Source organism: Acetobacter sp. DsW_059, assembly GCF_002153695.1.
GTDB classification, from domain to species: Bacteria; Pseudomonadota; Alphaproteobacteria; order Acetobacterales; family Acetobacteraceae; genus Acetobacter; species Acetobacter thailandicus.
The window spans coordinates 1-22,653 of sequence record NZ_JOPI01000012.1; the positions used below are offsets into that span (position 1 = coordinate 1).

The following is a 22,653-nucleotide window of genomic DNA, read 5'->3' on the forward strand; positions in this document are numbered from 1 at the left end:
GAATTATTAATCAGGTATAAATTTTAATATAAAAATATACAGCAGCTGAAAATGAAAATGAAAATGCTCATAATAAAAGCGGGCTGTCTGACAACCCGCTTTTTACTCATAAATTACAAAATGTTAAAATTATTTCTTCACTGCTTTAGGTTCGTCATTTGCAGGTTTCGCACTGCTGGTCAGAACACTTGAAATAGTTTCACGCACGATCATCACACGCACACCAGGCGCAATTTCAACTTCAACCTCGTTACTGTCCTCACGGCTTTTCTGCACTACGCCAACCACACCACCGGCCGTTACAATACGGTCACCACGACGGAGCTGCTTTTGCTCATTACGCAGCTGCTTCTGACGCTGCTGCTGTGGGCGTATAAGCAAAAAATACATAATGGCAAAAACAGCCACAAACGGCAGAAATGAAATAATATTTGACATGCCACCGCCACCACCACCGGCTGTTTGTGCGTAGGCTGTAGAAATAAAGAAATCTGACATCAAACTCTGCTTTCACCAGTAAGAAACTATTTTACCATTAATGAACGGGCAAACTTTTCCCATTCCGGGCAGCTCCGTCAAGCACCTGTGTGCAGACCCGCCCTTTTCTCATGATGGCATCTACCCTATTTCTGACTTTTGTGCTCAGGAAAAATAACACCCACCAGACAGAGGAACCCTATGCCATGACATTTCCTCCCTCTCAGCTCCCGGCTCTGGAGCGTATTGCTGCAGCACTTGAGCGTCTTTCCCCTCCGCCGCCGGTACTCTCCGGCCTTGATGAGGCAGATGCCTTTATATGGGAACCACAGTCTGGCAGGTTACGCCCCGTTCTGCGCGTTGCTCATATATCTGCCACTCTGCTGCAGGGCGTTGAGCACCAGCGTCAGACCTTACTTGAAAACACACAGCATTTTGCCGCTGGTCTGCCTGCTAACAATGCCATGCTGTGGGGAGCACGTGGCATGGGCAAATCGTCACTGGTCAAGGGTATTCACGCCCAGGTCAACCAGAAGGAAGGGCACCCTCCCGTGCCGGGCCAGGGTGCCCTGGCATTGATTGAAATTCAGCGTGAGGATCTGACAAGCCTGCCTGAGCTGCTATCCCTGCTGCGGAGCAGCACCCGACGCTTCATTATTTTTTGCGATGATCTCTCTTTTGAGAAAGAAGATCGTGATTATAAGGCACTCAAATCCGTGCTTGATGGTGGCATTGCCGGCCGCCCTGAAAACACCCTGTTTTACGCGACGTCTAACCGTCGCCACCTGATGCCTCGTGACATGATTGAAAATGAGCGTGCCTCGGCCATTAATCCGTCTGAAGCGACAGAGGAAAAAGTGTCACTCTCTGACAGATTCGGGCTGTGGCTTGGTTTTCATGCCTGTACACAGGACGTCTATTTCGACATGGTGCAGACTTACGCAAAAGAACGCGTGCTTGCCATCAGCGATGATGAACTTAAAGCTCAGGCCAGTGCATGGGCCGTGACACGCGGCAGTCGCTCCGGTCGTGTTGCCTTTCAGTTTATCGAAGATCTTACAGCCCGCCTTGCCTCTCACTCATCAGAGCACACAGCATGACCACCGCCCCTCACTCAGCACCACGCAAACTCCTGCTTGTTTCTGCGGTTGCCCTTATTAATGAAAACCGGCATGTGCTGCTGGCTCAGCGTCCCGAAGGCAAATCACTCGCCGGGTTGTGGGAATTCCCAGGTGGAAAAACCGAACCAGGCGAATCCCCTGAAGCCACGCTCATTCGTGAAGTGGATGAAGAGCTGGGACTACACATTTCAGCTGACAACATCACCCCCCTGACTTTTGCCTCACACAGCTATGCTGACTTTGACCTGCTCATGCCACTTTATCTGTGTCGGACATGGCAGGGTATTCCCCATGGCCGTGAAGGGCAAAACATCGCCTGGGTACCGCTGACAGATTTATATGATTACCCCATGCCACCGGCTGACCTGCCGCTCATCCCGTTTCTTCAGAAGTTTGTTTAGCACTTTTGTTTCCCGGCTTGACGAAACACCAGGAGATTTGCATAAATTACGGTGTCAGACGCATAATAACTTTATATGCACCTGACACCTCGGGATTTGTACGGCCGGCTTGCGCCGAGGTAAAAGAAACGCGCTAAAGAGGCTCTGGGCAAAAGACTATCTGCATGCCCATGGTTTCTGAGGTCATCAACGAATCAGGCGTGACTGAAACCGAACCTGTTTTTACCCCCGGTTCTCTTTCAGTCATTATGAACAGGTAAGAACCGGATATCTGCCATGAGTATTAAAAAAACGCCGTCAGCCTGGCGTCAGGCAACCCGACTGCTTCACGCTGAAGCAGAACGTACCGAGTTTGGCGAAACCAGCGAGGCTCTCTTTCTCACCTCAGGCTTTATTTATGATAATGCTGAACAGGCAGCCAAAACCTTTACCGGTGAAGTGCAGCATTATCAGTACAGCCGCTTTGGCAACCCGACTGTTGCCGCTCTTGAACGTCGCCTGGCAAACCTTGAAGGGGCCGAAGCCTGCGTGGCCACAGCCACAGGCATGGGAGCTGTTTCATCCGCTCTTCTGGCGCACGTCAAGGCCGGAGACAGAGTTGTAGCCTCACGCGCGCTGTTTGGCTCATGTCACTGGATTGTTTCAGCACTGCTGCCACGCTACGGTGTAGAGACCATATTTGTTGATGGCTCTGACCTCTCAGCCTGGGAAAAAGCTTTGTCTCAGCCTGCTGCTGCGGTGTTACTCGAGAGCCCGTCTAACCCCATGCTCGACATTCTCGACATCCGCGCCATCTCAGCTCTGGCACACAAAGCCGGGGCTCTGGTTGTCGTTGATAATGTCTTTGCCTCCCCGGTTTATCAGAAACCTCTCGAACTGGGTGCTGATGTCGTCGTTTATTCGTGTACAAAACATATAGATGGCCAGGGCCGGGTTTTAGGTGGCGCTGTTCTGGGCCGCAAAGACTGGATTACTGAAACCCTCCAGCCTTTCACACGCAACACAGGCAATGCGCTCTCTCCTTTCAATGCATGGGTCATGCTTAAAGGACTTGAGACCCTCGTTCTGCGCGTTGATGCTATGACCCGCAATGCAGCGGCTGTTGCTGACTATCTGGCCCAGGCCCCTGGCATTTTGCAGGTCCGCTATCCGGGCCGTAAAGACCACCCCCAGTATGACCTGGCCAGAAGCCAGATGAGCGGGGCTGGCAGCCTCATTGCCTTTGAGGTGGACAAAGGGCAGAAAGGCGCTTTTGCTTTTATGAATGCCCTTGAACTGATTGCCATCTCAAACAATCTGGGAGACAGCCGTTCTCTCATCACACACCCTGCGACTACAACTCACATGAAAGTTGGTGCAGACGAACGGGCCCGCCTTGGCATTTCTGATGGTGCCATCAGGCTTTCAGTCGGCCTGGAAGACAGCGCAGACCTGATTGATGATCTCGCACGTGGCATAGTACAACTTCAGAAAGCCTGATTTTACCCTTCCTGCATCGTATTTGTTGCCTGATAAACGCACTCTGACGTAAAATCAGAAATACGATGCGGGAAACTTTCCCCTTTCGAAAAATCATGATAGGGCGACAGACCCTAGACCTCACTGCCGGATATCGTCTGCCTCCCCACGTCACTGAGCGCAGGCATCCCGCACCCCAGGAGAACGAAAGCTCATGTCTGACTGGTCGGCTTCACCGCCCATGTCCAACGATGCGGGAGACGTACTTAGCGAACTCCTTTCGTCTGTTCCTGGCTACAAAAGCGAAACTGAAGGTGTTCAGGTCATGGTCCAGGTTTTCTGGCTGCCCGAACAATCTGAACCCGATGAAGACCTTTATTGCTGGGCCTATCGTATTCGTATTGAAAATACAGGGAAAGCATCTGTCAGACTGACAGAGCGCACCTGGTATATTACTGACTCCTCCGGGCATACTGAATGCATTCATGGTGAGGGTGTCGTTGGCGAACAGCCTGTGCTGAAACCTAAAGCAGACTTTGACTATACGTCAGGTGTCTCCCTCAAAACTGCGGGAGGCTTCATGAGCGGCACCTATCTGATGCGTGACGTAGATACCGGACGGTGTTTTGACATCGAAATACCGGCCTTCAGCCTCGACAGCCCGTTTCAGACACAGCAGGTCCATTAAGCTTTTACTATTCTGCAGGAGAACAATATGAGCGACGCCCCTCCTTCTGGCAACGCACGCCCTACACGAGAAGAAGCTGAGCAGGCTGTACGCACTCTTCTGAGCTGGGCCGGCGATAACCCTGCACGCGAAGGCCTTCAGGATACACCAGCACGTGTTGCCCGCGCCTATGAAGAGTTTTTTGAAGGCTATGAGGTCGAACCCCATGACCTGCTGAAACGCACGTTTTCAGAGGTTGAAGGCTATGATGAAATCGTGCTTCTGCGCGATATTCGTTTCGAAAGTCACTGCGAACATCACCTTGCTCCCATCATTGGCAAGGCACATGTGGCTTATCTGCCGCGCAACCGCGTTGTGGGCATTTCGAAACTGGCGCGTGTGGTTGATGCCTATGCCCGTCGCCTGCAAATTCAGGAGCGCATGACAGCACAGATCGCCAACACGATTAATGATGTTCTCGAACCACATGGTGTTGCTGTCATTATTGAATCTGCTCATGAATGCATGACAACACGTGGCGTGCACCGCCCCGGCGTTTCTATGGTAACCAGCACTATGCTGGGTGTGTTTCGTGAAAACGTACAGACCCGCCAGGAGCTGATGGCTATGCTCAACCGGCCGGCTGTCAGCGGCATCTGAGATCATACAAGCCCCTGCCTGAAGCAGGGGCTTGGCACTGACCTGACTGGTCAGATAGAAACAGTAACACCCAGAACGGTGAGAAACTGTGCGAGCCAGGCCGGATGAGCCGGCCACGCCGGAGCGGTCACCAGCTCACCATCTGTGATTGCCTGATCAACCGGAATATCAGCATAAATCGCACCAGCCAGCTCAACCTCAGGGCGGCATGCCGGATAAGCTGACACGCGACGCCCCTTAATAACACCAGCCGCAGCAAGCAGCTGAGCCCCGTGGCAGATTGCAGCCAGAGGGCGGTCAGCAAACGCCTTAACAATTTCAATCACACGCGGGTTAAGCCGCAGATATTCAGGAGCCCGCCCGCCGGGAACGATCAGGCCGATATAATCATCCGTATCGATCTCATCAAATGTCGCATTCAGCACAAAATTATGACCTGGCTTTTCGCTGTAAGTCTGTGCGCCTTCAAAGTCATGAATAGCTGTAATAATTTTGTCGCCGGCCTTTTTGCCCGGGCTGATAACATCGACCTTGTAGCCCAGCATTACCAGTGCCTGATATGGCACCATAACTTCATAATCTTCGACATAATCACCTGCAACCATCAGGAGTTTTATCTCGTCAGTCATGATCATGTCCTTCTTTCAGTTCTTCTCTTAAACGTGGCATAAGATCGACAAAGTTACAGGGGCGATGGCGGCTGTCGAGCTGGAAGAGCAGAATATCATCCCAGCCATCTTTCACAGCGCCAGTCGAACCTGGCAAAGCAAAAAGATACGTGCCCTGCGCAACACCGGCCACAGCGCGTGACTGAATGGTTGATGTGCCAATTTTCTGATACGACAGCATCCGAAACAGCTCACCAAACCCTTCAATACGTTTTTCGAGAACACGATCAAAAGCTTCGGGGGTAACGTCACGACCGGTAACGCCAGTCCCGCCGTTTGTAATCACAACATCAATATCAGGCGTGCTGATCCAGCTCTGCAATTGTGTCGTAATCAGCCCGACATCATCTTTTACGATAGCCCGGTCTGCCAGTACGTGCCCTGCACGTTCCAGACGGTCAACCAAAGCCTGACCAGATGTATCGGTGCTCAGTGTACGCGTGTCAGACACTGTCATGACAGCAATACGCACAGGCAAAAACGGCAAACTCATATCCAGTTTACTCATCAGCAGATCTGCTCCCTCATCTCTGGCTCACCGTCATATCACTGTTCACCTACAAAACAATGTTTGTAAGACAGTCATACACGCAATTCTGCCATCTCCTCACACGGACGGAGATGCAAAGTGTGCCCTCCGAGCTCTGAGAGAATATCATCACGGCACGTTAAAATAAGAATCTGGAAATGCCGGGCCGCATCAGTCAGCACCTCAAACAGGCGCTCACGCCTCTGTTTATCAGAAAAACTGAGCGCATCATCCAGCACAAGCAGACTTTTACCCTGCTGCTGATGCAGAAGCTGCGCAAAACCAAGACGCGCCAGCACTGCGATCTGCTCACGGGTTCCCATAGACAAATCGCTAAACTGCTCTGTCTGGCGCCGGGTTATAGCCTGCACACCAAAACTGGCATCAAGTGACAGCGTCATATCAGGGAAAACTGTCGAGAATGCAGGCTGCATCACTTTTACAAGCGGGGCAAGGTAACGCTCGGTCTGCTCCTGCTCTGCGGCCTCAAGCGTCTGCTTCAGCAATGTCAGAGCAGCACTTTCACGCGCATACCCCCGACACTCATGCTCAGCCTGCTTTATCAGGCGCTCTGTTTCAGCAATCTGCTCATCAAGGCCTTCGCCTTCTGCCTGACGCACCCGTTCCTCACAGGCCCTTACGTCACCATGCAGTCCCCTGATACGTCCATCCTGTGCAGAAAGAGCTTCTTCACGGCGCCTGATATCCCCTTCAAGGTCAGAGAGTGAACGCGCCTCAGCTGCCATCTCCTGCGCAAGAGTCTCTTTTTTGCTCTGTGCATCTTTCAGACTCAGCTCAGCCTGAGCACTCTCGGCTTCAAGCGCTGCATCTGTTTTGTGTTTCTGTGCCGTCTCCTCTTCATGCCGGGCACGCTCAAGGGCTCTGCCAAGCTCAGAAACACCAGCTGCTTTTTGAGTTTCATCACTCTGTATGCTTTTTAAAACAGCGACTTTGTCTTCTTCTTCTCTCTGCGCTTCTCTGAACACAGATAAGGCCTGCTCAACCTCAAGGTCACTCTCTGCTGCCTGCAATATTTCACCCTCAGCAAAGAGTGTGACCTGTTCAGTGGTCAGCTCAGCAGAACGCTGCTGCAACGTGGCTTCCTTGTCAGCAATCTGCTCCTGATACGAGGCAATAACTGCACTGACCTGGTCAGTGCTCTGCCTGTTCTCAGGCAGGCAGGACAGGACAGCTCTCTGCGCAGCATCCTGCTCAGCTTTCGTCTGGCGGTATATATCAAAAGCCTGCTCAGCCTCAGCCATCGTACTGCACCCGACTTTTTGCAAAGCCTGCTCAAGCTGTTTTTTTGCGTCATGCCAGCGTGCCTGCGCACCCTGCTGCTCCTGCAGCGCGGGGGTAATGCTCAGCGCGCCGACACCTTCTATCTCAATACGGGTTTGTTCGAGCACCTTAAACGTGCTCTCAGAGCAGAGACTGCCATTAACAGTAACACGATCAGCTGCTTCTGGCAGCAGATGCAGAGACACAGACGGCGCCTGAGCCTCCATCTGCAACTGTAGTTTATCGCAGTTACGCTCGGCTTTGCGCAGGGCATCAACAGCTTTCTGATCAACCCGACAGGCTTTGAAGGCAGCCTGAGCCTGGCGCCACACTGCACTGGCCTGCTCTAAACGATGCAGGACTGTACGGTCTGACTTCAGTGCTTCCTGATCCTGCTCAAGCAACCGCTGACGCGTTATACTTTTGTTACGACGGTCGCTACGCTCATATTGTTCATGAGCCTTTTTACGCTGATAGCCAGCCTCCGTCAGCTTATCCTGTGCATGCCGGGCATGATCACGCAGCTGCGCCAGCTGCTGCTGTGCACTCTGCATCTGCTCTGACAGCTCTTTCTGACGGTCACGGTTTTCACATCGCCTGAGCTGCTCGGCCTTCAGAGTTTCATACACCCCTTCAGCCAGACGTACGCCAGCCAGAACTTCCTTTTCCTTGAGCGCAAACTGAGAAACCCGGTCACGCTCCTGCCGCACCTGCTCAAGCTGGCTTTTAGCCTCAGCCCGTCTCTCTGGGTTTTCAAGGTCACGTAAAACGCGACGGTCACGCTCCAGGGCTGTCAGATCATCAGCAAGGCGCAGCCTGTTGGCTTTAAGCTGTTCAAAGCGTTCGGTAAGCTCTGCCTCTTTTTGCAAAGCCTGCTTATACCCTCCGGTCGGCTCACCTTTTTTCTCAGTCAGTAACGGACTAAGCTTTTCCCTGACGCGTGATAACAGCAGCGCAGCTTTACCTCCGCCAGCCGGAGCAACACTCCCGCTGCCCTGATCAAGACAGGAGCGAATACTCGTATAGCCGGCATCTGTCAGCTCGGGCAGATACTGGCTCTCTCCCTGCGGCACTAAAAGCGCGCTCCATAACCCTGTCGCCACGCTGTTTTTATTAATAAGATCGTTCAGCCCCAGCAGATTACGAATTTTCTCTTCAGCTTCATCTCCCTGATACTGCTCTCCCCCCATGAGCAGCCGTGCGCCTTTCTTTTTCAAAAAGCGTTTTTCAAAAGCACAGGGCACAGAACCCCACATAAAGCGCAGGATAATATGCGGCTCACTGCCACCATAAGACGCAAGGCTTTTAATCTGCTCGCCACCCGAACTATGCCGCCACATTAATGCGGCACGCAAAGCCAGAAGAAGGGTCGATTTACCCGATTCATTAGGCAAAGCCAGTATATTCAGGCCAGGCCCCAGGCCTTCAAGCTTTATCGGAGAAGTAAAACGCCGGACACCATTAAGCTGTATCTCTGTCAGTATCATGCGCCTGCACCTCCAAGATCTTTATAGAAAAGGAAAAGTCTTTGCAGGGCATCCGCTGCCACTGCGCCCTCCTCCCCCCCGCCACTGACTTTACTGAGCAGAACACCGGCTGCATTCCGCACAGCGCCGGCCTCGCCAAAATAATCAAGATCATCAAGATCCGCAGCCAGCTGTGGCTCCCCCGAAAGGCGCAGACAGGTCACTGCTCCGGCAAGGCTATGAACAATTAAATTATCATACAGCGCCATATCTTCCATGCTCAGCAGGCCAGACACTTCTGCCCAGGCCAGAACTGAACCGGTATGCTCGGGTGCAATACTCCTGACACGTGCCTCCAGCGCATAAATATCTTCATGGCTGGTGAGTGTTACCTCCCCCAGTTTTTTCCAGACATGATGCCCGGTTCTGCACCGTTCAACCTGTGGTGTCGCCCGGCTGCCGGCTATTGTCACCAGCAAAGCCTCGCCGCCGCCGCCGCCGCCAATATCAAAACGGTCTGTCTCTGGTGTGCCGGAATAGAATGTGCGGGCATTAATCTCGTTAAAACCGTGCCAGTCCCCCAGAGCCAGATAGCTCAGGCCGGCTTTCTCTGCACGGTCAGGCGCCAGCTGGTTATGTTCCTCTTCACCACCGCTGCCAAAACCGGTCACTGAACCATGCGCCAGGCCAATACGCAGGGCATCCGGTGGAGTTGTCTCCTGATCCATATAGGCACTCAGGTCTGTCAGCACATGGCGGCGCTGCAAAACAGCAGGCAGAAGCCAGGCATTTTCGGCCTCATCAATCAGCACGGCCCCGGGTTTACTGTGAAAAATTACATTTTCAGGCAAACTGCCGTTACGCAACAGGCGCGACCAGAGGCCATCGGGTGTATGGGCATCATGATTACCAGGGATAAGGTGCCAGCGTATATCAGAAAACTCACGCATACGTTCAAGCGGCTGATGCAGAGTTAACCTGGCTGGTGTTTCGTGCTCATAAATATCACCTGCAACCAGTACGTGATGCACGCCGTGACTGCGCGCCAGAAGCCCCAGCCGGTGAATAACCTCAACACGCTGAGCCTGAAGCGCACCCTGAGCGACATCTCCCGCGAAACCAAATGTCCGGCCTACCTGCCAGTCTGATGTGTGAAGAAACTTCATAAACGACGCCTGACTTTCTCACCGTGCTCTGAACACTGATATCTGCACGGAATTATTTTCAACAAAACAGAATAGCGACAACAAAAACACCCGAGAACAAAGAGAGCAAGAATAGACTGAGAAAAATTATCAGCCTACATTCAGCAAAACAAACGGAGTAAAACTTATGAAAAAGATAATTGCCGCTCTGATGATCATAGCACCGACATACTGTCTTGCAGCAGAAAACGACACAATTCATGTCAAAAATAACAGTGTTTTTGAAATAAAACTCCCGTCCAATCCAACTACCGGATATGGCTGGATGGTTAAGAATATTCCTCATAATGTTGTTTTAACTGGTATGGAGTATACACAATCTCAGGATTGTCATGGGGCAATGGGTTGCGGTGGCAATGAAACACTTTATTTTAAAGCCATTACTAAAGGCACGGGAAAGATCGTTCTCAAATATGGCCGGACGTTTGAAAAACTGCCTGAGGACTCAACTGTCAGAACAGTCGTTGTTGAATAAACCTGCACGGCAGGCAAGCTGCCATATGGTGCAGCAGTGACCCCTCAGAAAACTGAAAATCGTCCTGGTTTCTGGGCTGGCGTAGGTATTCCGCTACCGCAGCATATTTTCACACCAGGGTGGTTTTCTTTTTGTTTTCGTACATGGCTGTCAGTGGTGCTCGCACTGAGCACTGCTTTCTGGCTGCAGCTGCCTTCGCCTGCGTCAGCTGCAGTGACAGTCATGATACTGGCACAGCCTTTGCGGGGCCAGGTCCTCTCAAAAGCTATGTATCGCCTGCTAGGTACTTTTCTGGGAGCATTCGTTGCTCTTTTTCTGACTGCCTGCTTTAACCAGGAACGCGGCATTTTTCTGGGGGGCGTTGCGCTCTGGATCACACTGTGCACGATTATCGGCACTCTTGAAAAAGATTTTCGTGCCTATGCTGCTATGCTTTCAGGCTATACCGTCGCTATTGTCGGGATCAACTGCATCGACAATCCAGGCAATGTTTTCGATACTGCTATCGCGCGCGTATCGGACATTGTTGTGGGCATCGCTGCAACCTCAGCTATCAACGATATCTTTGGCTCACCCACTGCCTGGGAAAAGCTGGCAGCAGGCCTTACAGCCAGTGCCAATACGGTCAGAAATATTGCCCGTCAGGCCATATCGGGGCGTGACATCCCTGATGATATCGCCTGCGCGGGGCTGGCGGGGCAGATTATGGCACTGACCACACATGCCTCATTCGTTAAAACCGAACTGTCTGATGCCGCCATCCGGCTGGCCGGTGCGCGCTCAGCTATGGTGGCATTACTTGAAATGCTCAGCTGCAGCCGCGCCATCAACAATGCCCTGCGCCGCAAAAATATTTCACCTTTTGTCCTTGAGCATGTCAGATCAACTTTTGAAGACAGCCATCTGGCCGAACCACAACGTCAGACAATAAAAAACTTCGAAACCCTTGCACGCCAGATCTATACCCCTGAAACTGAGCGTAATGTTCTGCTTGATGAGATCTGGCTTACCGAACGCTCTATGGCGCTGCAGCTTGATACCCGCTGGGCCACCGACGGCATTGAGGCTTTTGAAAAAGGCCGGCGTGCACGTACGACAGCCCCTGACCTGAAAATTGAAAAACATGACGACGTTATTGCAGCCCTGCTCTCAGGGTTTCGTTCGCTTGTAGGTTTTAGCATTGCTGCCGGGCTATGCATTATTTCTGACATACCGGCCACCTACACCGCTCTGGCACAGGTCGCCATGATTATGACCCTTGCTGCCACAACCTATAATGCCCGGGGGTTTGGCATGGGGGCCCTGATCGGCACCCCGATGGCCATTATTGTAGCGGCTGTTCTGAACTTTGGTATTCTGCCCAAAGGGTCAGATATGCCCTTTATGGCCCTGGCTATTCTGCCTGTTGTTTTTTGCAGCTGCCTGCTGCTCATGAACCCCAAAACAGCAACGATAGGCTTTAATGGCGGTGTTTTCTTTTTTGTTATTCTGGGCGTTGCAAATACACAAAACTATGATCCCACGGCTTTTATCGACCGCAATGTAATGTATCTTTTTTCTGCGATTGTTATCTTTATTTCACTGGTACTTTTACTGCCCCCTTCAGCCACAGGCAGGCGCTTTCGCGTGGCTATTACAATTGGCCATGACCTGCGCAGGCAATTTTCTTTCAGGGGAGAGCGCACAGGCTCAGCTCTGATCAGCCGGCATTATGACCGCCTGTGCCGTATTCTGGAATGGAATAGCTATCTGCCTGATACGCGCGCCAAAAAACGTGTCTTTAACCGTCTTTCAAGCCTGGATGAACTCAACATCGAACTCGCGCGCGCGCGGCGCCATCTGCAACGTGCGGCAACAATTCCCGCTATTCGCACACAGGCCGAAGCCGCTTTTCGTGCCACGATTATCCGCGATGCAGACAAAGCGACAGAACGCCTGCAGCACCGGGCCTGGCTGCTGCTCGAAAAAAGTATGTCCCTGCCCGACGGGCAGCTAACAACCGCTCTTGCTGCCGTCTCGGCTATTGTTGGCACGATCCATCTGCTTGAGCATAACCGTTCAGCCTTACGCCTCTATGAGGTAATCCCTCCCGCAGGCCGGCGAAAAAGAGCTTTTTTCACATGATGGAATTTCATCTCACGCCTGTTCTCGATATTGGCGGGCTGCTGGTTTCTTCTTTTGTGATCCACGCAGCACTGGCTATAGCCACTCTTCTTGTGCTTAATCCTTTGCTGGGGAAAATAAGAGCCCGTCGGGTTATCTGGAATGTTCCCCTGGCAGAGTTCGGCATGCTGATATGCTTTATCGGTCTCTACACTATACTGTTTTAAAAGGGTTTATCTGCCGTGTTCGAACGCGCACGCCGCGTCCTGCAATTAATAACAACAGGAACTATTCTGTTTGTTGCTGCAATCGTAAGCTTCGTTTTGTGGGACTATTACACCGCTGCCCCCTGGACCAGAAACGGCCAGGTACGTGTGCAGGTGGCTGACATTGCCCCTCGTGTTTCAGGGCAGATTATTTCAGTCAATGTAAAAGATAACCAGTTTGTTCATAAGGGTGATATTCTTTACGAAATTGACCCGTTTGACTTTCAGGTGGCTGTTGCTGTTGCCACCGCAAAGGTCAATGAACGACAGGCTGATATGGTGCTTAAAGACACACAGCGCGTTCGCCGTAAAAACCTCTCCGAAGTCGCCGCCTCTAACGAAGAGAAACAGGTATACGAAGCGACAGCAGAAGTTGCCAAAGCCCAGTATGCTGACGCGGTGGCCCATCTGTCACAGGCGAATATCAACCTTGAGCGCACACATATTCGCAGCACCGTAACAGGCTATGTTAATAACCTGATTATGCGTACCGGGGATTTTGCCACAGCAGGAACACCTAATATTCAGGTTATCGATTCCTCTTCCTTCTGGGTTGATGGCTATTTTGAAGAAACCAAAATCCGCGCCATTCATATTGGTGACCGGGTCAGAATGGACCTTATGGGTTACAGTGCCCCGATGTGGGGGCATGTGGTCAGCATTACGCACGGTATTGCCACACCTAATGCAACACCGTCAGTGCAGGGCCTGCCGGCAGTTGACCCGGTTTACACCTGGGTACGCCTTGCTCAGCGTATACCGGTCAGAGTACATATCGACAGCATACCACCAGGAACGCAGCTTGCTGCCGGCATGACAACAACCGTGACTGTAGTGGGTAGCAAAGGCAAGCGCGCCCACGACACACTGACGGATACACTTGACCGCCTGCACGACACGCTCATGGGTGGCACCGGTGGCAGTGGCATACGCCACTAGCCGCCTGACCTGACACATAATTACCCTATCTGACCGCGCAGATTATCTGATAAGAGAGCCTTATGACGAACATACGGTCGCATTTCTGCACTTTTTTTCTGGCTCTGATATTCTGTGTGGTGTCACCAGCCAGAGCTGCACAGCCGCTTTATGGAAAAAACCTGATTGTCTCAGCGCCCTGCCTGAGTGCTTTGCATATTACAACTTCTGCCACGCTCAGAAGTGATGCCGAGCCAGAGCACCCTGTTCCTGCTGGCGTCACAATAACCACAGACCCTAAAACCAGCAGTATCGTCATTATACAAAAAGAATGTGCAGCACAGCCGCTCACCATTAAGACACGCCCGGAACTCCCGCTGACACTTGACAACACAGGGAAAACACCTGTCACGCTTGATGATCGCAGCAGCACTGTTTTTATAAAAGCTGGCAGTGCTCCCCTCGAAATGGGCCGGGCCGGAGAGCTGGGGCTTATTGCTACGGGAGGACCGGTCACCATCCGCACACTTTCTGCTTCAGCGCGTATTCGCGAAGAAGCTTCTGCCACCCTGACAATCAATGAAGTAGCCGCGCCGGCTCTCGCACTTTACCTCGGCGATCAGTCATCATTTCTTGCTAAAGCAGGTCATCTGCAGGCACTCGAAGTCACGTCTGCCAGCACGAAAAACGCTGTTTTCCACATTACGACTGAGATTGGCATTTTTCGCACTGTCTCTGAAGGGGATATTGTTGTTGATAGGGTTTCGGGAACACTTGCAACTGAACGCGGCAGCAGCGGCAGAATTATGCCAAATGCCGCAGCGCCCAAGGGAAAACAGCGGGCAGACACAGCCAATGCGCTGCCTCAGTAATAAACAGCGGTGCGCCTGTCTTTTTTATAACAATAAATTTTTCTTTCGTAACGATTTATATTTATAATTACGCCCATACACACCCTGCGTGATGTTTCTGAAGAATAAGGAAACTTTGTTTTGTCTTTCTGCCGACTTTTTATTACCCGTCCTGTCGGCACCATCCTTATGGCCATGGCTTTTGTCCTGGCAGGTGTTTTTTCTTACAAAACAATTCCCGTCGCTGACCTGCCCAATATCTCATTTCCGGTTATTTACGTGGTTGCATCACAGTCAGGCAGCTCGCCGCAGCAAATGGCAAGCTCGATGACAACCCCTCTGGAACGGCACCTGGGGCAGATTGCCGGCATCACCAGTATACGCTCAGAATCAACAGACAGCAGCGCATTTGTTCTGATGTTTTTTGATGATTCCCGCGATATTAACGGTGCAGCGCGTGATGTTGAGGCTGCTCTGCAGGCTGCCAAAAAAGACCTGCCAACCACCATGCTGTCACAACCGCAATATTTTAAAGCTGACCCTTCTGACAGCCCGGTCATGCTGGCTGTACTCACCTCAGAAACACGCACATCCTCCGCGCTGCGCGACCTTGCCGAAACACATCTTAAACCCCTGCTGGCCGGGATTAAAGGCGTTGGCTGGGTTGAAATGGCAGGCTCATCAAAGCCCGCGATACGCGTCGAAATGAATCCTCTGATTTTATATCGTTATGGCGTTGGCTTTGAAGATATTCGTTCAGCACTTGCCTCAGCTAATGCCAACACACCTAAAGGCTTTATTGAAGAATCAGCACAGCGTCTGACACTTGAAACAAATGACCAGGCACGCACAGCACAACAATACCAGGACCTGATTATCGGTTATCGTAACGGGCGGCCTATTCATCTGCACAGTGTGGCAACGGTAAGCGATGGCCCGCAGGATGAACGCAAAGCCGGCTGGATGAATGGTAAATCTGCCATTATCGCGCTTATCCGGGCTCAGCCCGGAGCAAATGTTATTGAAGTCACTGACAGTATCCGCGCACGCGCCGCGGCATTCAGCAATGCCCTGCCACCGGATGTCGATTTTAAACTTGTCTCTGACCGCTCTGTCTCTATTCGCGGATCGCTGGCTGACACACAGCTGACACTCTTCATCTCTGTTGTACTTGTTATTATTGTTGTGCTCGCTTTTTTACGCAGCTGGCGCTCAACCATTATCCCGGCCATTACGGTTCCTGTTTCACTGATTGGCTCTCTGGCCGTTATGAAACTGTGCCATTTCTCCCTTAATACCTTCTCCCTCATGGCACTGACCATTGCTTCAGGCTTTGTTGTTGATGATGCTATTGTTGTCGTTGAAAATATTACACGTCACCTGGAGAGTGGTAAAAAACGTATGGAAGCAACCCTTATCGGGTCACAGGAAATCACGTTTACAATTCTCTCTATCACAGTGTCTCTTATTGCTGTTTTTCTTCCACTTTTACTGATGGGGGGAATTCCTGGTAAAATTTTCTTTGAATTTGCCATGACACTGTCAGCCGCCATTACAATCTCGTTTTTTTTGTCAGTCTCGCTCACACCGATGATGTGCGCCTATATGCTTGACGAACCTTCGGCTGAGAAACCTCACACCAGCCCCAGACTTAATATTGCTCTTTATAGTATTCACCTGATAGCCGACATGACAGACTGGCTTATGAAGCATATGCTCACAGGCTATCGCAGCTCTCTGGGATGGGCGCTTCGTCACCCGTGGCTTATTCTTTTTTCGCTCCCTCTCAGCTTTTTTCTGACCATCGCCATTTTTATAGCGATGCCCAAAACCCTTCTGCCGGCCCAGGATATATCATTAATTGAAAGCTACCTCAGCGCTGACCAGACCAGTTCGTTCGCAGCGACAGCTGCCAAAGCGACAGATATCATGGACATTATGCAGGGTGACCCCGACATAGAGAATGTCATGGGGTTTGCCGGCGAAGATAACCCGAATGAAGCTCAGATTTTTGCACAGCTTATCAGTAAAGAAAAACGCAGTTCCGGCCCTGAGGAGATTGCCGCACGCATTCGCCAGAGGATTAAAAAGGTACCAGGGCTGACAATTAGTGTCTCAAATGCGGGTGACATTAATGGCGGCGGGCAGCGCCAGCACCAGGGCACTTACAGCTACGTGTTTCAGAGCACCAGCGACAAAGATATTTATACATGGATACCGCGCATTACAGCCAGCCTGCAACGCAACCATGTTCTTACCGGTGTAAGCAGCCAGCTTTCATCTAATGGCTCAGCCATGCACGTTCTTATTAACCGCGATACCGCTGCGCGCTATCAGATTACGCCTCAGCTCATCGGAAACGCCCTTTATGACGCCTATGGACAAAGAACAGCCTCAAGCATTTCAACCGCTCTGACGACCTATTACGTTATAATGGAAGTTGCAGACAGGTTCCGTCAGACACCTGAAACGCTGAAATCCCTGTGGGTTTCAACTGCAGGTGGCACAGCTTCGGGTGCTACTGCGTCAAATACGGTGCGCGTTAAAAATACGTCAGCATCTTCTACCGGCAAAACAAATCAGAACGAACTCTCTTTCAGAAACTCAATAGCCAACCGCCTGGCGGGCGGCGCAGACGCCTCCAGCGGCTCGGCTGTTTCCTCATCTCAGGAAACGATGGTCCCTCTGCTTTCGGTGGCAGACCTCGAATCTCAGCCAACGCCCTTGCAGGTCAGCCATGAAAACGGGGCAACATCAGGCGCTATTTCATTCGACCTTGCACCGGGCAAATCACTTCAGGATGCAACGGCTGAAATTCTTCGCACCATGAAGCGCCTGCATGTTCCTGAATCTCTGCACGGCCAGTACAGTGGTCAGGCTGGCAATATGCAAAAAAACCTGAGAAATGAGCTTCTGGTATGTATTGCTGCAATTATCACCATGTATGTCACTCTTGGTGTGCTCTATGAGAGTTATATTCAGCCATTAACTATTCTCTCAACCCTGCCCTCAGCCGCTGTCGGTGCTCTTATGGGGTTGTGGCTGTGCGGTGAATCCTTCTCTCTCATTGCAATGCTGAGTGTTATCTTACTGATTGGCATCGTAAAGAAAAATGCCATTCTGATGATCGACTTTGCCCTGAATGCAGAAAGGGCTGAAAATCTGACACCCTATCAGGCCATTTACAGTGCCTGTATTACGCGCTTCCGCCCTATTCTGATGACAACAATGGCCGCTGCTTTTGGTGCCATTCCCTTGATTTTTGGACATGGCTACGGTGCTGAACTGCGTCGCCCCCTGGGTGTGGCTATTATCGGCGGGCTGGCAATGAGTCAGCTCCTGACCCTTTACTCAACGCCCGTTATTTATCTGTTTATGCACAGACTGAGCGCATGGAGCAAAAAGCGTTTCCGCTGGCTCCATAAAACAACGACTCTCCTGCTCAGCCCAAAACTCAGAAAACGCCTTGCACGACGCAAAAAGCACCGCCGCTGAAAGACACTGATATCTTAATATCCATTGATCTTTTCCCCATAAAAACCTTACAAACAAAGATATCAGGCTTAGGTTTCTCACCTGTAGCCTGGCGATATGCTGTATCGCTACTCTTCTTTTATTTCTGATTATAGCAAGGAGCTTTTTTATCCATGTCAGACACTACATTGCCAGATCACCTGTCAGTCGACCCGGCAAGCCCTTTTTTCAACGGTGAGTTGCTTGAACGTGGCATTGGTGTACGCTTCAAAGGTGTTGAAAAAACCAATGTTGAAGAATACTGCATCAGCGAAGGGTGGATCCGTGTTGCAATCGGCAAGACAGTTGATCGCCATGGCAGACCTCTCACGATGAAACTTAGCGGACCAGTTGAGGTTTGGGTAAAAGAATAACTATATGAAAAAAATAAGGTTTTTAGTTAATCATTTTCATTAATTAAAAACCTTATTAATTTATTTAATTAATTATGTTATACACACTCAGCTGAGTATACATAGCAAAAGAAAGGGCTCATATGACCAGGTCAGACACAGGTAAAAAGCCAGACCTTCTTTACACTGTTGTGATTGTAGGTGGAGGCACTGCCGGGCTAGCCGTTGCAGCACGGTTATTACGCGAACGCCCAACTCTTGACATTGCCATCATCGAGCCCTCAACAACACATGCCTATCAGCCCGGCTGGACCCTGGTTGGTGCTGGTGCAATGACATTAAAAAGCACCCTGAAGCAGGAACGCAGCCTTATACCCTCACAGGCCACATGGATCCGCGAAGCTGTAAAAAGCTTCGAGCCTGACGCCCATCAGGTCACACTGACCGGCGGACGCGTTATTGGTTACCGTCGCCTTATTGTCTGCCCCGGCATCCAGCTGGACTGGAATAAAATAGATGGCCTGAGTGACACACTCGGCCGCAATGGCGTATGCAGCAACTACTCCCGGGAAACGGTTGAGTATACATGGACCTGCATTCAGTCCCTTGCTGGCGGACAGGCAATTTTTACCCAGCCACCTATGCCAATCAAATGTGCAGGCGCACCTCAGAAGATCGCCTATCTTGCCTCTGATTACTGGCGCAAGCAGGGAACTCTCTTCCGCACCAAAGTTGACTTCTCTCTCGCAGGGGAAGCTCTGTTCGGTGTGGGCTATTATTTGCCTGAACTGCAAAATGCAGTTGATTATTATGGCATTGACCTGAACTTCAAACATAACCTTGTCGCTGTTGACGGCCCGGGCCGCAAAGCTACTTTTGCTGTGCCAGCAGAAAATGGCAAAACAGAGCATGTGGTGAAAGAGTTCGACATGCTTCATGTCACTCCACCGCAGAGCGCACCTGACTTTGTCAAATCAAGCCCTCTGGCAAACGATGCAGGCTGGCTTGATGTTGACCCCGGCACACTGGTACACAATAAATATGACCAGGTTTTTGGCCTGGGTGATGCTATTGGCACATCTAACGCCAAAACAATGGCCGCGGCACGTGCGCAAACACCAGTCGTTGTTGCTAATGTTCTCTCATCACTGGATGGCGCTCCGACTAAAGCCATCTATGACGGATACGGCGCATGCCCACTGACAGTGGCTTACGGGAAAGTGGTGCTGGCTGAATTCCTTTATGGTGGCAAGCCAGCCCCAAGCTTCCCTTACGACCAGCGCAAAGCCAGCCGTTTTGCATGGTTCCTTAAAACAAAAGCTTTCCCTCACGTGTACTGGGATATGATGCTTAAGGGGCGTGACATTTCGGTGCCACACCATCCTGAATGGGTCAAAATCTGACCTGACACTAAAAAGGCGCCTGCTTCTCGCAGGCGCCTTTTTTATATCTTACTCAATATAACCCTGAGCGCGACGATATTATCTTTCATCAATATCTCGCTTTGGCAGCAACGCAGGTACGAAAATAAGCGTTGCCACCAGCGTGCACCCCAGTGACAACAACAGCAAACGACCCATACTTGCCGTACCGGGATGATGTGACAACGCCAGAGAACCAAAAGCCGTACCAGTAGTTAATGCTGAAAACAGCACAGCACGGGCTGTTGGAGACGCCAGCGGGTATTTCACCTTATCACGCCAGTTCATCACGAAATAAATATTGAAAGATACACCAACCCCAAGCAGCAAGGGCAAAGCGATAACGTTTGCAAAATTGAGTGTTTCCGGCAGCAGAACAACCAGAATAACCGTCATTAAAGCCGACAAAAGCAAAGGAGCCAGAACCAGCAGCATATCAACGATGCGTCGCAGCGATACACATAAAATAGCGGCGATCATAATAATCGCAGCGGTCGCTGCCTGCTCAAACGCTTTTACAATCGCACGCGCGCTTTCAACAATATCAACCGCAGAACCTGCAATATCCGGGTCCACTTTTTGCAGGCCGGTAACAAATTTCCTCAACGCTTTACTCTGCGCAAAGCCACCACTGGGATGCACCTCAACCAGAGCACGACCATCAGGCAGAATATAACCAGAAGCCAGACTTTTCGGCACATCTTTCAGGTCTACAGGTTTTGCCTGAAGCATGACACGAAGCTGATCCAGTTCGGGAGGCAAAAACTCGACCAGAGCTTTATTCGCCGCCATCAGAATATCATCAGGTGCGCTTGCCAGCTTACTCAGAGCGGCCTGAATACGCCGCACAGGGCTGTCAGAAGGTACCTTATCAAGAACCTCACCCAGAGCCGCAGCCGTTGTGCGGACTGACTCACGCAATGCCTGAGCATCAGGAGCAGGTTTAGGGTCAGGAACAATCAGAGTAGGCAATAAGATACCGGCAGCATCCTGAATCAGAGGCAGTTTTTCTTTCTGATCTTCAGGCACGAAAGAACCAAGCCACATAGCGTCGTGAACACCAGGCACTTTCGCCAGTCGTTCAGCCTGCTTATGCGCCTGATCAAGATCAGCGACCAGAAGGTCAGCACTGTAGGGAGAAGAAGTCGGATTTGTCATCAGCATCTGAAGGGCCTTCATCCCCTCAGAATATGGATTTTTAGTATGCAGCGGGTCACCGTCAAACTGAAGACCAGGCACCAGAACAAGGCCAAACACAGCAACCAGACCAAACACAAACAGGAAGCCTTTACGCTTTTGGCGTATCCAGATGTCAACTGGCTTCATAAAGGCATAACCCATGCTGGGGCAGTTAAGCGAAGGATGAAAAACCCTGAGCAGGGCCGGTAAAAAAGTTGTGGTACAGACAAAAGCAACAAGCATGCCAACACCGGCAATCAGCCCCAGCTGCGCGACGCCAAGAAACGCCGTAGGTGTAAAAGCCAGAAAGCCGGCTGATGTGGCAAGAGCTGCCACCAGAATCTGATGTCCTGTTTCTTTAGCCGTTGCGGCAAGCGCTCTTATCCCTCCCTGAGGGTCATTTTCATCTTCACTCTGAGCACGGAAACGAACTGAAAACTGAATAGCAAAGTCAACCGCAATACCTACAAACAATATAGCAAATGCAACTGATATGAGATTGAGCGTGCCTACAGCAACAGCCGCAAAGCCAGTAGTAAGCAGCAGCCCGACAATCAGCGTCAGCACAATAGGCACAACAACACGCCAGGAATGCACGGCAGCAAACAGCCAGAGCGTAACCAGCAGTAAAGAGCCAATCAGCCCTGCTACCATCCCCTCAGCAACAGTAGCAAACTCTTCATCATCAAGCTGAACCTGCCCGGTAAGGTGTACTTTAACCTGTCCGTTTTGAACAAACTCAATACTATTTGCAGCATCCCGCATGGCTTTTGCTGCATTGCCACCAGGCTGCAACGAACCAAAATCAAGCTTCGGTTTTGTTACCACAAACTGGTAACGGCCAGCCATATCGGCCAGCTCCCCTCCCAGCAACCTCTCCCACGACAATGCCTGTGGCTTACCGGCCGCTGCACTTTCAAGATTTTTTGCAAACCCTTCAAGAGGCGCCTGAAACCCCTTAAGATCTGCCTGCCCCAGTTTAACACCCTGCGCAACAAGAGACAGAGAACTAAAAAGGCCGCGCGCTGAAGGGTCCTGCGCCAGGGCGGCAAGAAACGGCTGTGCAGAAATAGTCTGATCAAGCACCTGCTCAAGCACGGGAGCCTGAAGAAATAACAAACCATTACGCATCAGGTAGGGGTCTGCATCAGGCCGGTTCGCAAATTCAAAATTTTTATGATCGGCAGAGAGGCGTCCGGCCAGAATTTGAGCAACTGCCTGGCCTTTTTCAGGGATATCAGCCTCAATAACCGCGACCAGAAGCCCCTCTTTTTGTGGAAAGAGGCGCCCCATTTCATCTGATCGCTGTTTCCATGCCAGCCTGTCAGAAAGCATTTTACTGGTGTCAGTCGTAACACCCAGAAAATTGACCCCGGCATAACCAGCCGCAACAGAAAGCACCATGAACAAAGCGATAACCGCAAAAGCATGGCGCACACAAAAGCTTGTTAAACGGCTGATATAAGTAGAGAGCATGGCTGAAGATCAGCTCCTGAACAATTCGGGCTATTATAGTGACAGTTTACTGCCGCCTCTATCTGGCCTGGTATGGCTCCGGCCGCAAGTGATACCGTACGAAACCCAACCAGACACACCCATAAATTGCAACAAAAACGTCACATCTGAGAAACCACGTTATGT

Annotated in this window: 18 protein-coding genes, 1 pseudogene and 1 riboswitch; of the genes and pseudogenes, 13 read left to right on the forward strand and 6 right to left on the reverse strand. The window is 51.1% G+C overall.

Annotated features, from left to right (window positions below):
• Positions 1 to 129: 129 nt before the first annotated feature.
• Positions 130 to 501, reverse strand: a complete 372-nt coding sequence (yajC, locus tag HK25_RS02945; RefSeq protein WP_173559383.1) for a preprotein translocase subunit YajC — start codon at positions 499 to 501, stop codon at positions 130 to 132.
• Positions 502 to 683: 182 nt separating this feature from the next.
• On the opposite strand from yajC, the gene HK25_RS02950 reads away from it, so the two are divergent.
• The 5 genes and pseudogenes from HK25_RS02950 (at position 684) to folE (ending at position 4,784) form a co-directional block, all read left to right on the forward strand.
• On the forward strand, positions 684 to 1,577 hold the full coding sequence (locus tag HK25_RS02950; RefSeq protein ID WP_086554643.1) for an ATP-binding protein: 894 nt from the start codon (positions 684 to 686) through the stop codon (positions 1,575 to 1,577).
• A pseudogene (gene mutT / locus HK25_RS02955) lies at positions 1,562 to 1,999 on the forward strand (8-oxo-dGTP diphosphatase MutT); the annotation flags it as partial. The gene HK25_RS02950 and the pseudogene mutT, both read left to right, overlap by 16 nt.
• Positions 2,000 to 2,077: 78 nt before the next feature.
• Positions 2,078 to 2,157: riboswitch (SAM riboswitch) on the forward strand.
• Positions 2,158 to 2,275: 118 nt separating this feature from the next.
• Positions 2,276 to 3,478, forward strand: a complete 1,203-nt coding sequence (metZ, locus tag HK25_RS02960) for an O-succinylhomoserine sulfhydrylase (RefSeq protein WP_086635256.1) — start codon at positions 2,276 to 2,278, stop codon at positions 3,476 to 3,478.
• 193 nt (positions 3,479 to 3,671) lie between these two features.
• Positions 3,672 to 4,145, forward strand: coding sequence for a Co2+/Mg2+ efflux protein ApaG (gene apaG / locus HK25_RS02965; RefSeq protein ID WP_086554613.1), 474 nt, complete (start codon positions 3,672 to 3,674; stop codon positions 4,143 to 4,145).
• A 27-nt stretch (positions 4,146 to 4,172) separates the two neighbouring features.
• On the forward strand, positions 4,173 to 4,784 hold the full coding sequence (gene folE, locus HK25_RS02970) for a GTP cyclohydrolase I FolE (RefSeq protein WP_086554612.1): 612 nt from the start codon (positions 4,173 to 4,175) through the stop codon (positions 4,782 to 4,784).
• A gap of 50 nt (positions 4,785 to 4,834) precedes the next feature.
• Here folE and HK25_RS02975 read toward each other — a convergent pair whose 3' ends face one another.
• From HK25_RS02975 to HK25_RS02990, 4 genes are all read right to left on the reverse strand, one after another.
• On the reverse strand, positions 4,835 to 5,413 hold the full coding sequence (locus HK25_RS02975) for a DJ-1/PfpI family protein (RefSeq protein ID WP_086554611.1): 579 nt from the start codon (positions 5,411 to 5,413) through the stop codon (positions 4,835 to 4,837).
• Positions 5,406 to 5,960: a molybdenum cofactor biosynthesis protein B gene (gene moaB / locus HK25_RS02980; protein WP_086554610.1), complete on the reverse strand. Its 555-nt coding sequence runs from the start codon at positions 5,958 to 5,960 to the stop codon at positions 5,406 to 5,408. The genes HK25_RS02975 and moaB overlap by 8 nt, the downstream gene beginning before the upstream one ends.
• 74 nt (positions 5,961 to 6,034) lie before the next feature.
• Positions 6,035 to 8,749 carry an AAA family ATPase gene (locus HK25_RS02985; RefSeq protein WP_086635257.1) on the reverse strand — a complete coding sequence of 905 codons (2,715 nt, stop codon included), beginning with the start codon at positions 8,747 to 8,749 and terminating at the stop codon, positions 6,035 to 6,037.
• A complete protein-coding gene (locus tag HK25_RS02990; RefSeq protein WP_086635258.1) occupies positions 8,746 to 9,894 on the reverse strand; it encodes a metallophosphoesterase in 1,149 nt (382 codons plus the stop codon). The genes HK25_RS02985 and HK25_RS02990 overlap by 4 nt, the downstream gene beginning before the upstream one ends.
• 166 nt (positions 9,895 to 10,060) lie before the next feature.
• On the opposite strand from HK25_RS02990, the gene HK25_RS02995 reads away from it, so the two are divergent.
• The 8 genes from HK25_RS02995 to HK25_RS03030 all read left to right on the forward strand — a co-directional run bounded on the left by HK25_RS02995 (position 10,061) and on the right by HK25_RS03030 (position 19,815).
• The gene (locus HK25_RS02995; protein ID WP_086635259.1) at positions 10,061 to 10,408 is read left to right on the forward strand and encodes a protease inhibitor I42 family protein; all 348 of its coding nucleotides are present in this window, start codon (positions 10,061 to 10,063) and stop codon (positions 10,406 to 10,408) included.
• 36 nt (positions 10,409 to 10,444) lie between these two features.
• Positions 10,445 to 12,532: an FUSC family protein gene (locus tag HK25_RS03000; RefSeq protein ID WP_086554606.1), complete on the forward strand. Its 2,088-nt coding sequence runs from the start codon at positions 10,445 to 10,447 to the stop codon at positions 12,530 to 12,532.
• Entirely contained in the window at positions 12,532 to 12,738 is a 207-nt protein-coding gene (locus tag HK25_RS03005; RefSeq protein ID WP_086554642.1) for a DUF1656 domain-containing protein, read from the forward strand. Before HK25_RS03000 ends, HK25_RS03005 begins: the two co-directional genes overlap by 1 nt.
• A 15-nt stretch (positions 12,739 to 12,753) precedes the next feature.
• On the forward strand, positions 12,754 to 13,716 hold the full coding sequence (locus HK25_RS03010; protein WP_086554605.1) for an HlyD family secretion protein: 963 nt from the start codon (positions 12,754 to 12,756) through the stop codon (positions 13,714 to 13,716).
• Positions 13,717 to 13,778: 62 nt separating this feature from the next.
• A complete protein-coding gene (locus HK25_RS03015; RefSeq protein ID WP_086635260.1) occupies positions 13,779 to 14,567 on the forward strand; it encodes a hypothetical protein in 789 nt (262 codons plus the stop codon).
• 120 nt (positions 14,568 to 14,687) lie between these two features.
• The gene (locus HK25_RS03020; protein ID WP_086635261.1) at positions 14,688 to 18,041 is read left to right on the forward strand and encodes an efflux RND transporter permease subunit; all 3,354 of its coding nucleotides are present in this window, start codon (positions 14,688 to 14,690) and stop codon (positions 18,039 to 18,041) included.
• Positions 18,042 to 18,193: 152 nt separating this feature from the next.
• The gene (locus HK25_RS03025) at positions 18,194 to 18,433 is read left to right on the forward strand and encodes a DUF3297 family protein (RefSeq protein WP_086554602.1); all 240 of its coding nucleotides are present in this window, start codon (positions 18,194 to 18,196) and stop codon (positions 18,431 to 18,433) included.
• 122 nt (positions 18,434 to 18,555) lie between these two features.
• Positions 18,556 to 19,815 carry an FAD/NAD(P)-binding oxidoreductase gene (locus HK25_RS03030; protein ID WP_086635262.1) on the forward strand — a complete coding sequence of 420 codons (1,260 nt, stop codon included), beginning with the start codon at positions 18,556 to 18,558 and terminating at the stop codon, positions 19,813 to 19,815.
• A 78-nt stretch (positions 19,816 to 19,893) separates the two neighbouring features.
• On the opposite strand, the gene HK25_RS03035 is transcribed toward HK25_RS03030, so the two are convergent.
• Positions 19,894 to 22,488: an MMPL family transporter gene (locus tag HK25_RS03035; protein WP_086635263.1), complete on the reverse strand. Its 2,595-nt coding sequence runs from the start codon at positions 22,486 to 22,488 to the stop codon at positions 19,894 to 19,896.
• Between the last annotated feature and the right edge of the window lie 165 nt (positions 22,489 to 22,653).

What these genes read in the sequence shown, in the direction of transcription:
- HK25_RS03030 (WP_086635262.1), top strand. Translation starts at nt 18,556, where the DNA reads ATGACCAGGTCAGACACAGGTAAAAAGCCAGACCTTCTTTACACTGTT.
- HK25_RS02950 (WP_086554643.1), top strand. Translation starts at nt 684, where the DNA reads ATGACATTTCCTCCCTCTCAGCTCCCGGCTCTGGAGCGTATTGCTGCA.
- apaG (WP_086554613.1), top strand. Translation starts at nt 3,672, where the DNA reads ATGTCTGACTGGTCGGCTTCACCGCCCATGTCCAACGATGCGGGAGAC.
- HK25_RS02990 (WP_086635258.1), bottom strand. Translation starts at nt 9,894, where the DNA reads ATGAAGTTTCTTCACACATCAGACTGGCAGGTAGGCCGGACATTTGGT.
- HK25_RS03015 (WP_086635260.1), top strand. Translation starts at nt 13,779, where the DNA reads ATGACGAACATACGGTCGCATTTCTGCACTTTTTTTCTGGCTCTGATA.
- HK25_RS02995 (WP_086635259.1), top strand. Translation starts at nt 10,061, where the DNA reads ATGAAAAAGATAATTGCCGCTCTGATGATCATAGCACCGACATACTGT.
- moaB (WP_086554610.1), bottom strand. Translation starts at nt 5,960, where the DNA reads ATGAGTAAACTGGATATGAGTTTGCCGTTTTTGCCTGTGCGTATTGCT.
- HK25_RS02975 (WP_086554611.1), bottom strand. Translation starts at nt 5,413, where the DNA reads ATGACTGACGAGATAAAACTCCTGATGGTTGCAGGTGATTATGTCGAA.
- HK25_RS03025 (WP_086554602.1), top strand. Translation starts at nt 18,194, where the DNA reads ATGTCAGACACTACATTGCCAGATCACCTGTCAGTCGACCCGGCAAGC.
- HK25_RS02985 (WP_086635257.1), bottom strand. Translation starts at nt 8,749, where the DNA reads ATGATACTGACAGAGATACAGCTTAATGGTGTCCGGCGTTTTACTTCT.
- metZ (WP_086635256.1), top strand. Translation starts at nt 2,276, where the DNA reads ATGAGTATTAAAAAAACGCCGTCAGCCTGGCGTCAGGCAACCCGACTG.
- HK25_RS03005 (WP_086554642.1), top strand. Translation starts at nt 12,532, where the DNA reads ATGGAATTTCATCTCACGCCTGTTCTCGATATTGGCGGGCTGCTGGTT.
- folE (WP_086554612.1), top strand. Translation starts at nt 4,173, where the DNA reads ATGAGCGACGCCCCTCCTTCTGGCAACGCACGCCCTACACGAGAAGAA.
- HK25_RS03035 (WP_086635263.1), bottom strand. Translation starts at nt 22,488, where the DNA reads ATGCTCTCTACTTATATCAGCCGTTTAACAAGCTTTTGTGTGCGCCAT.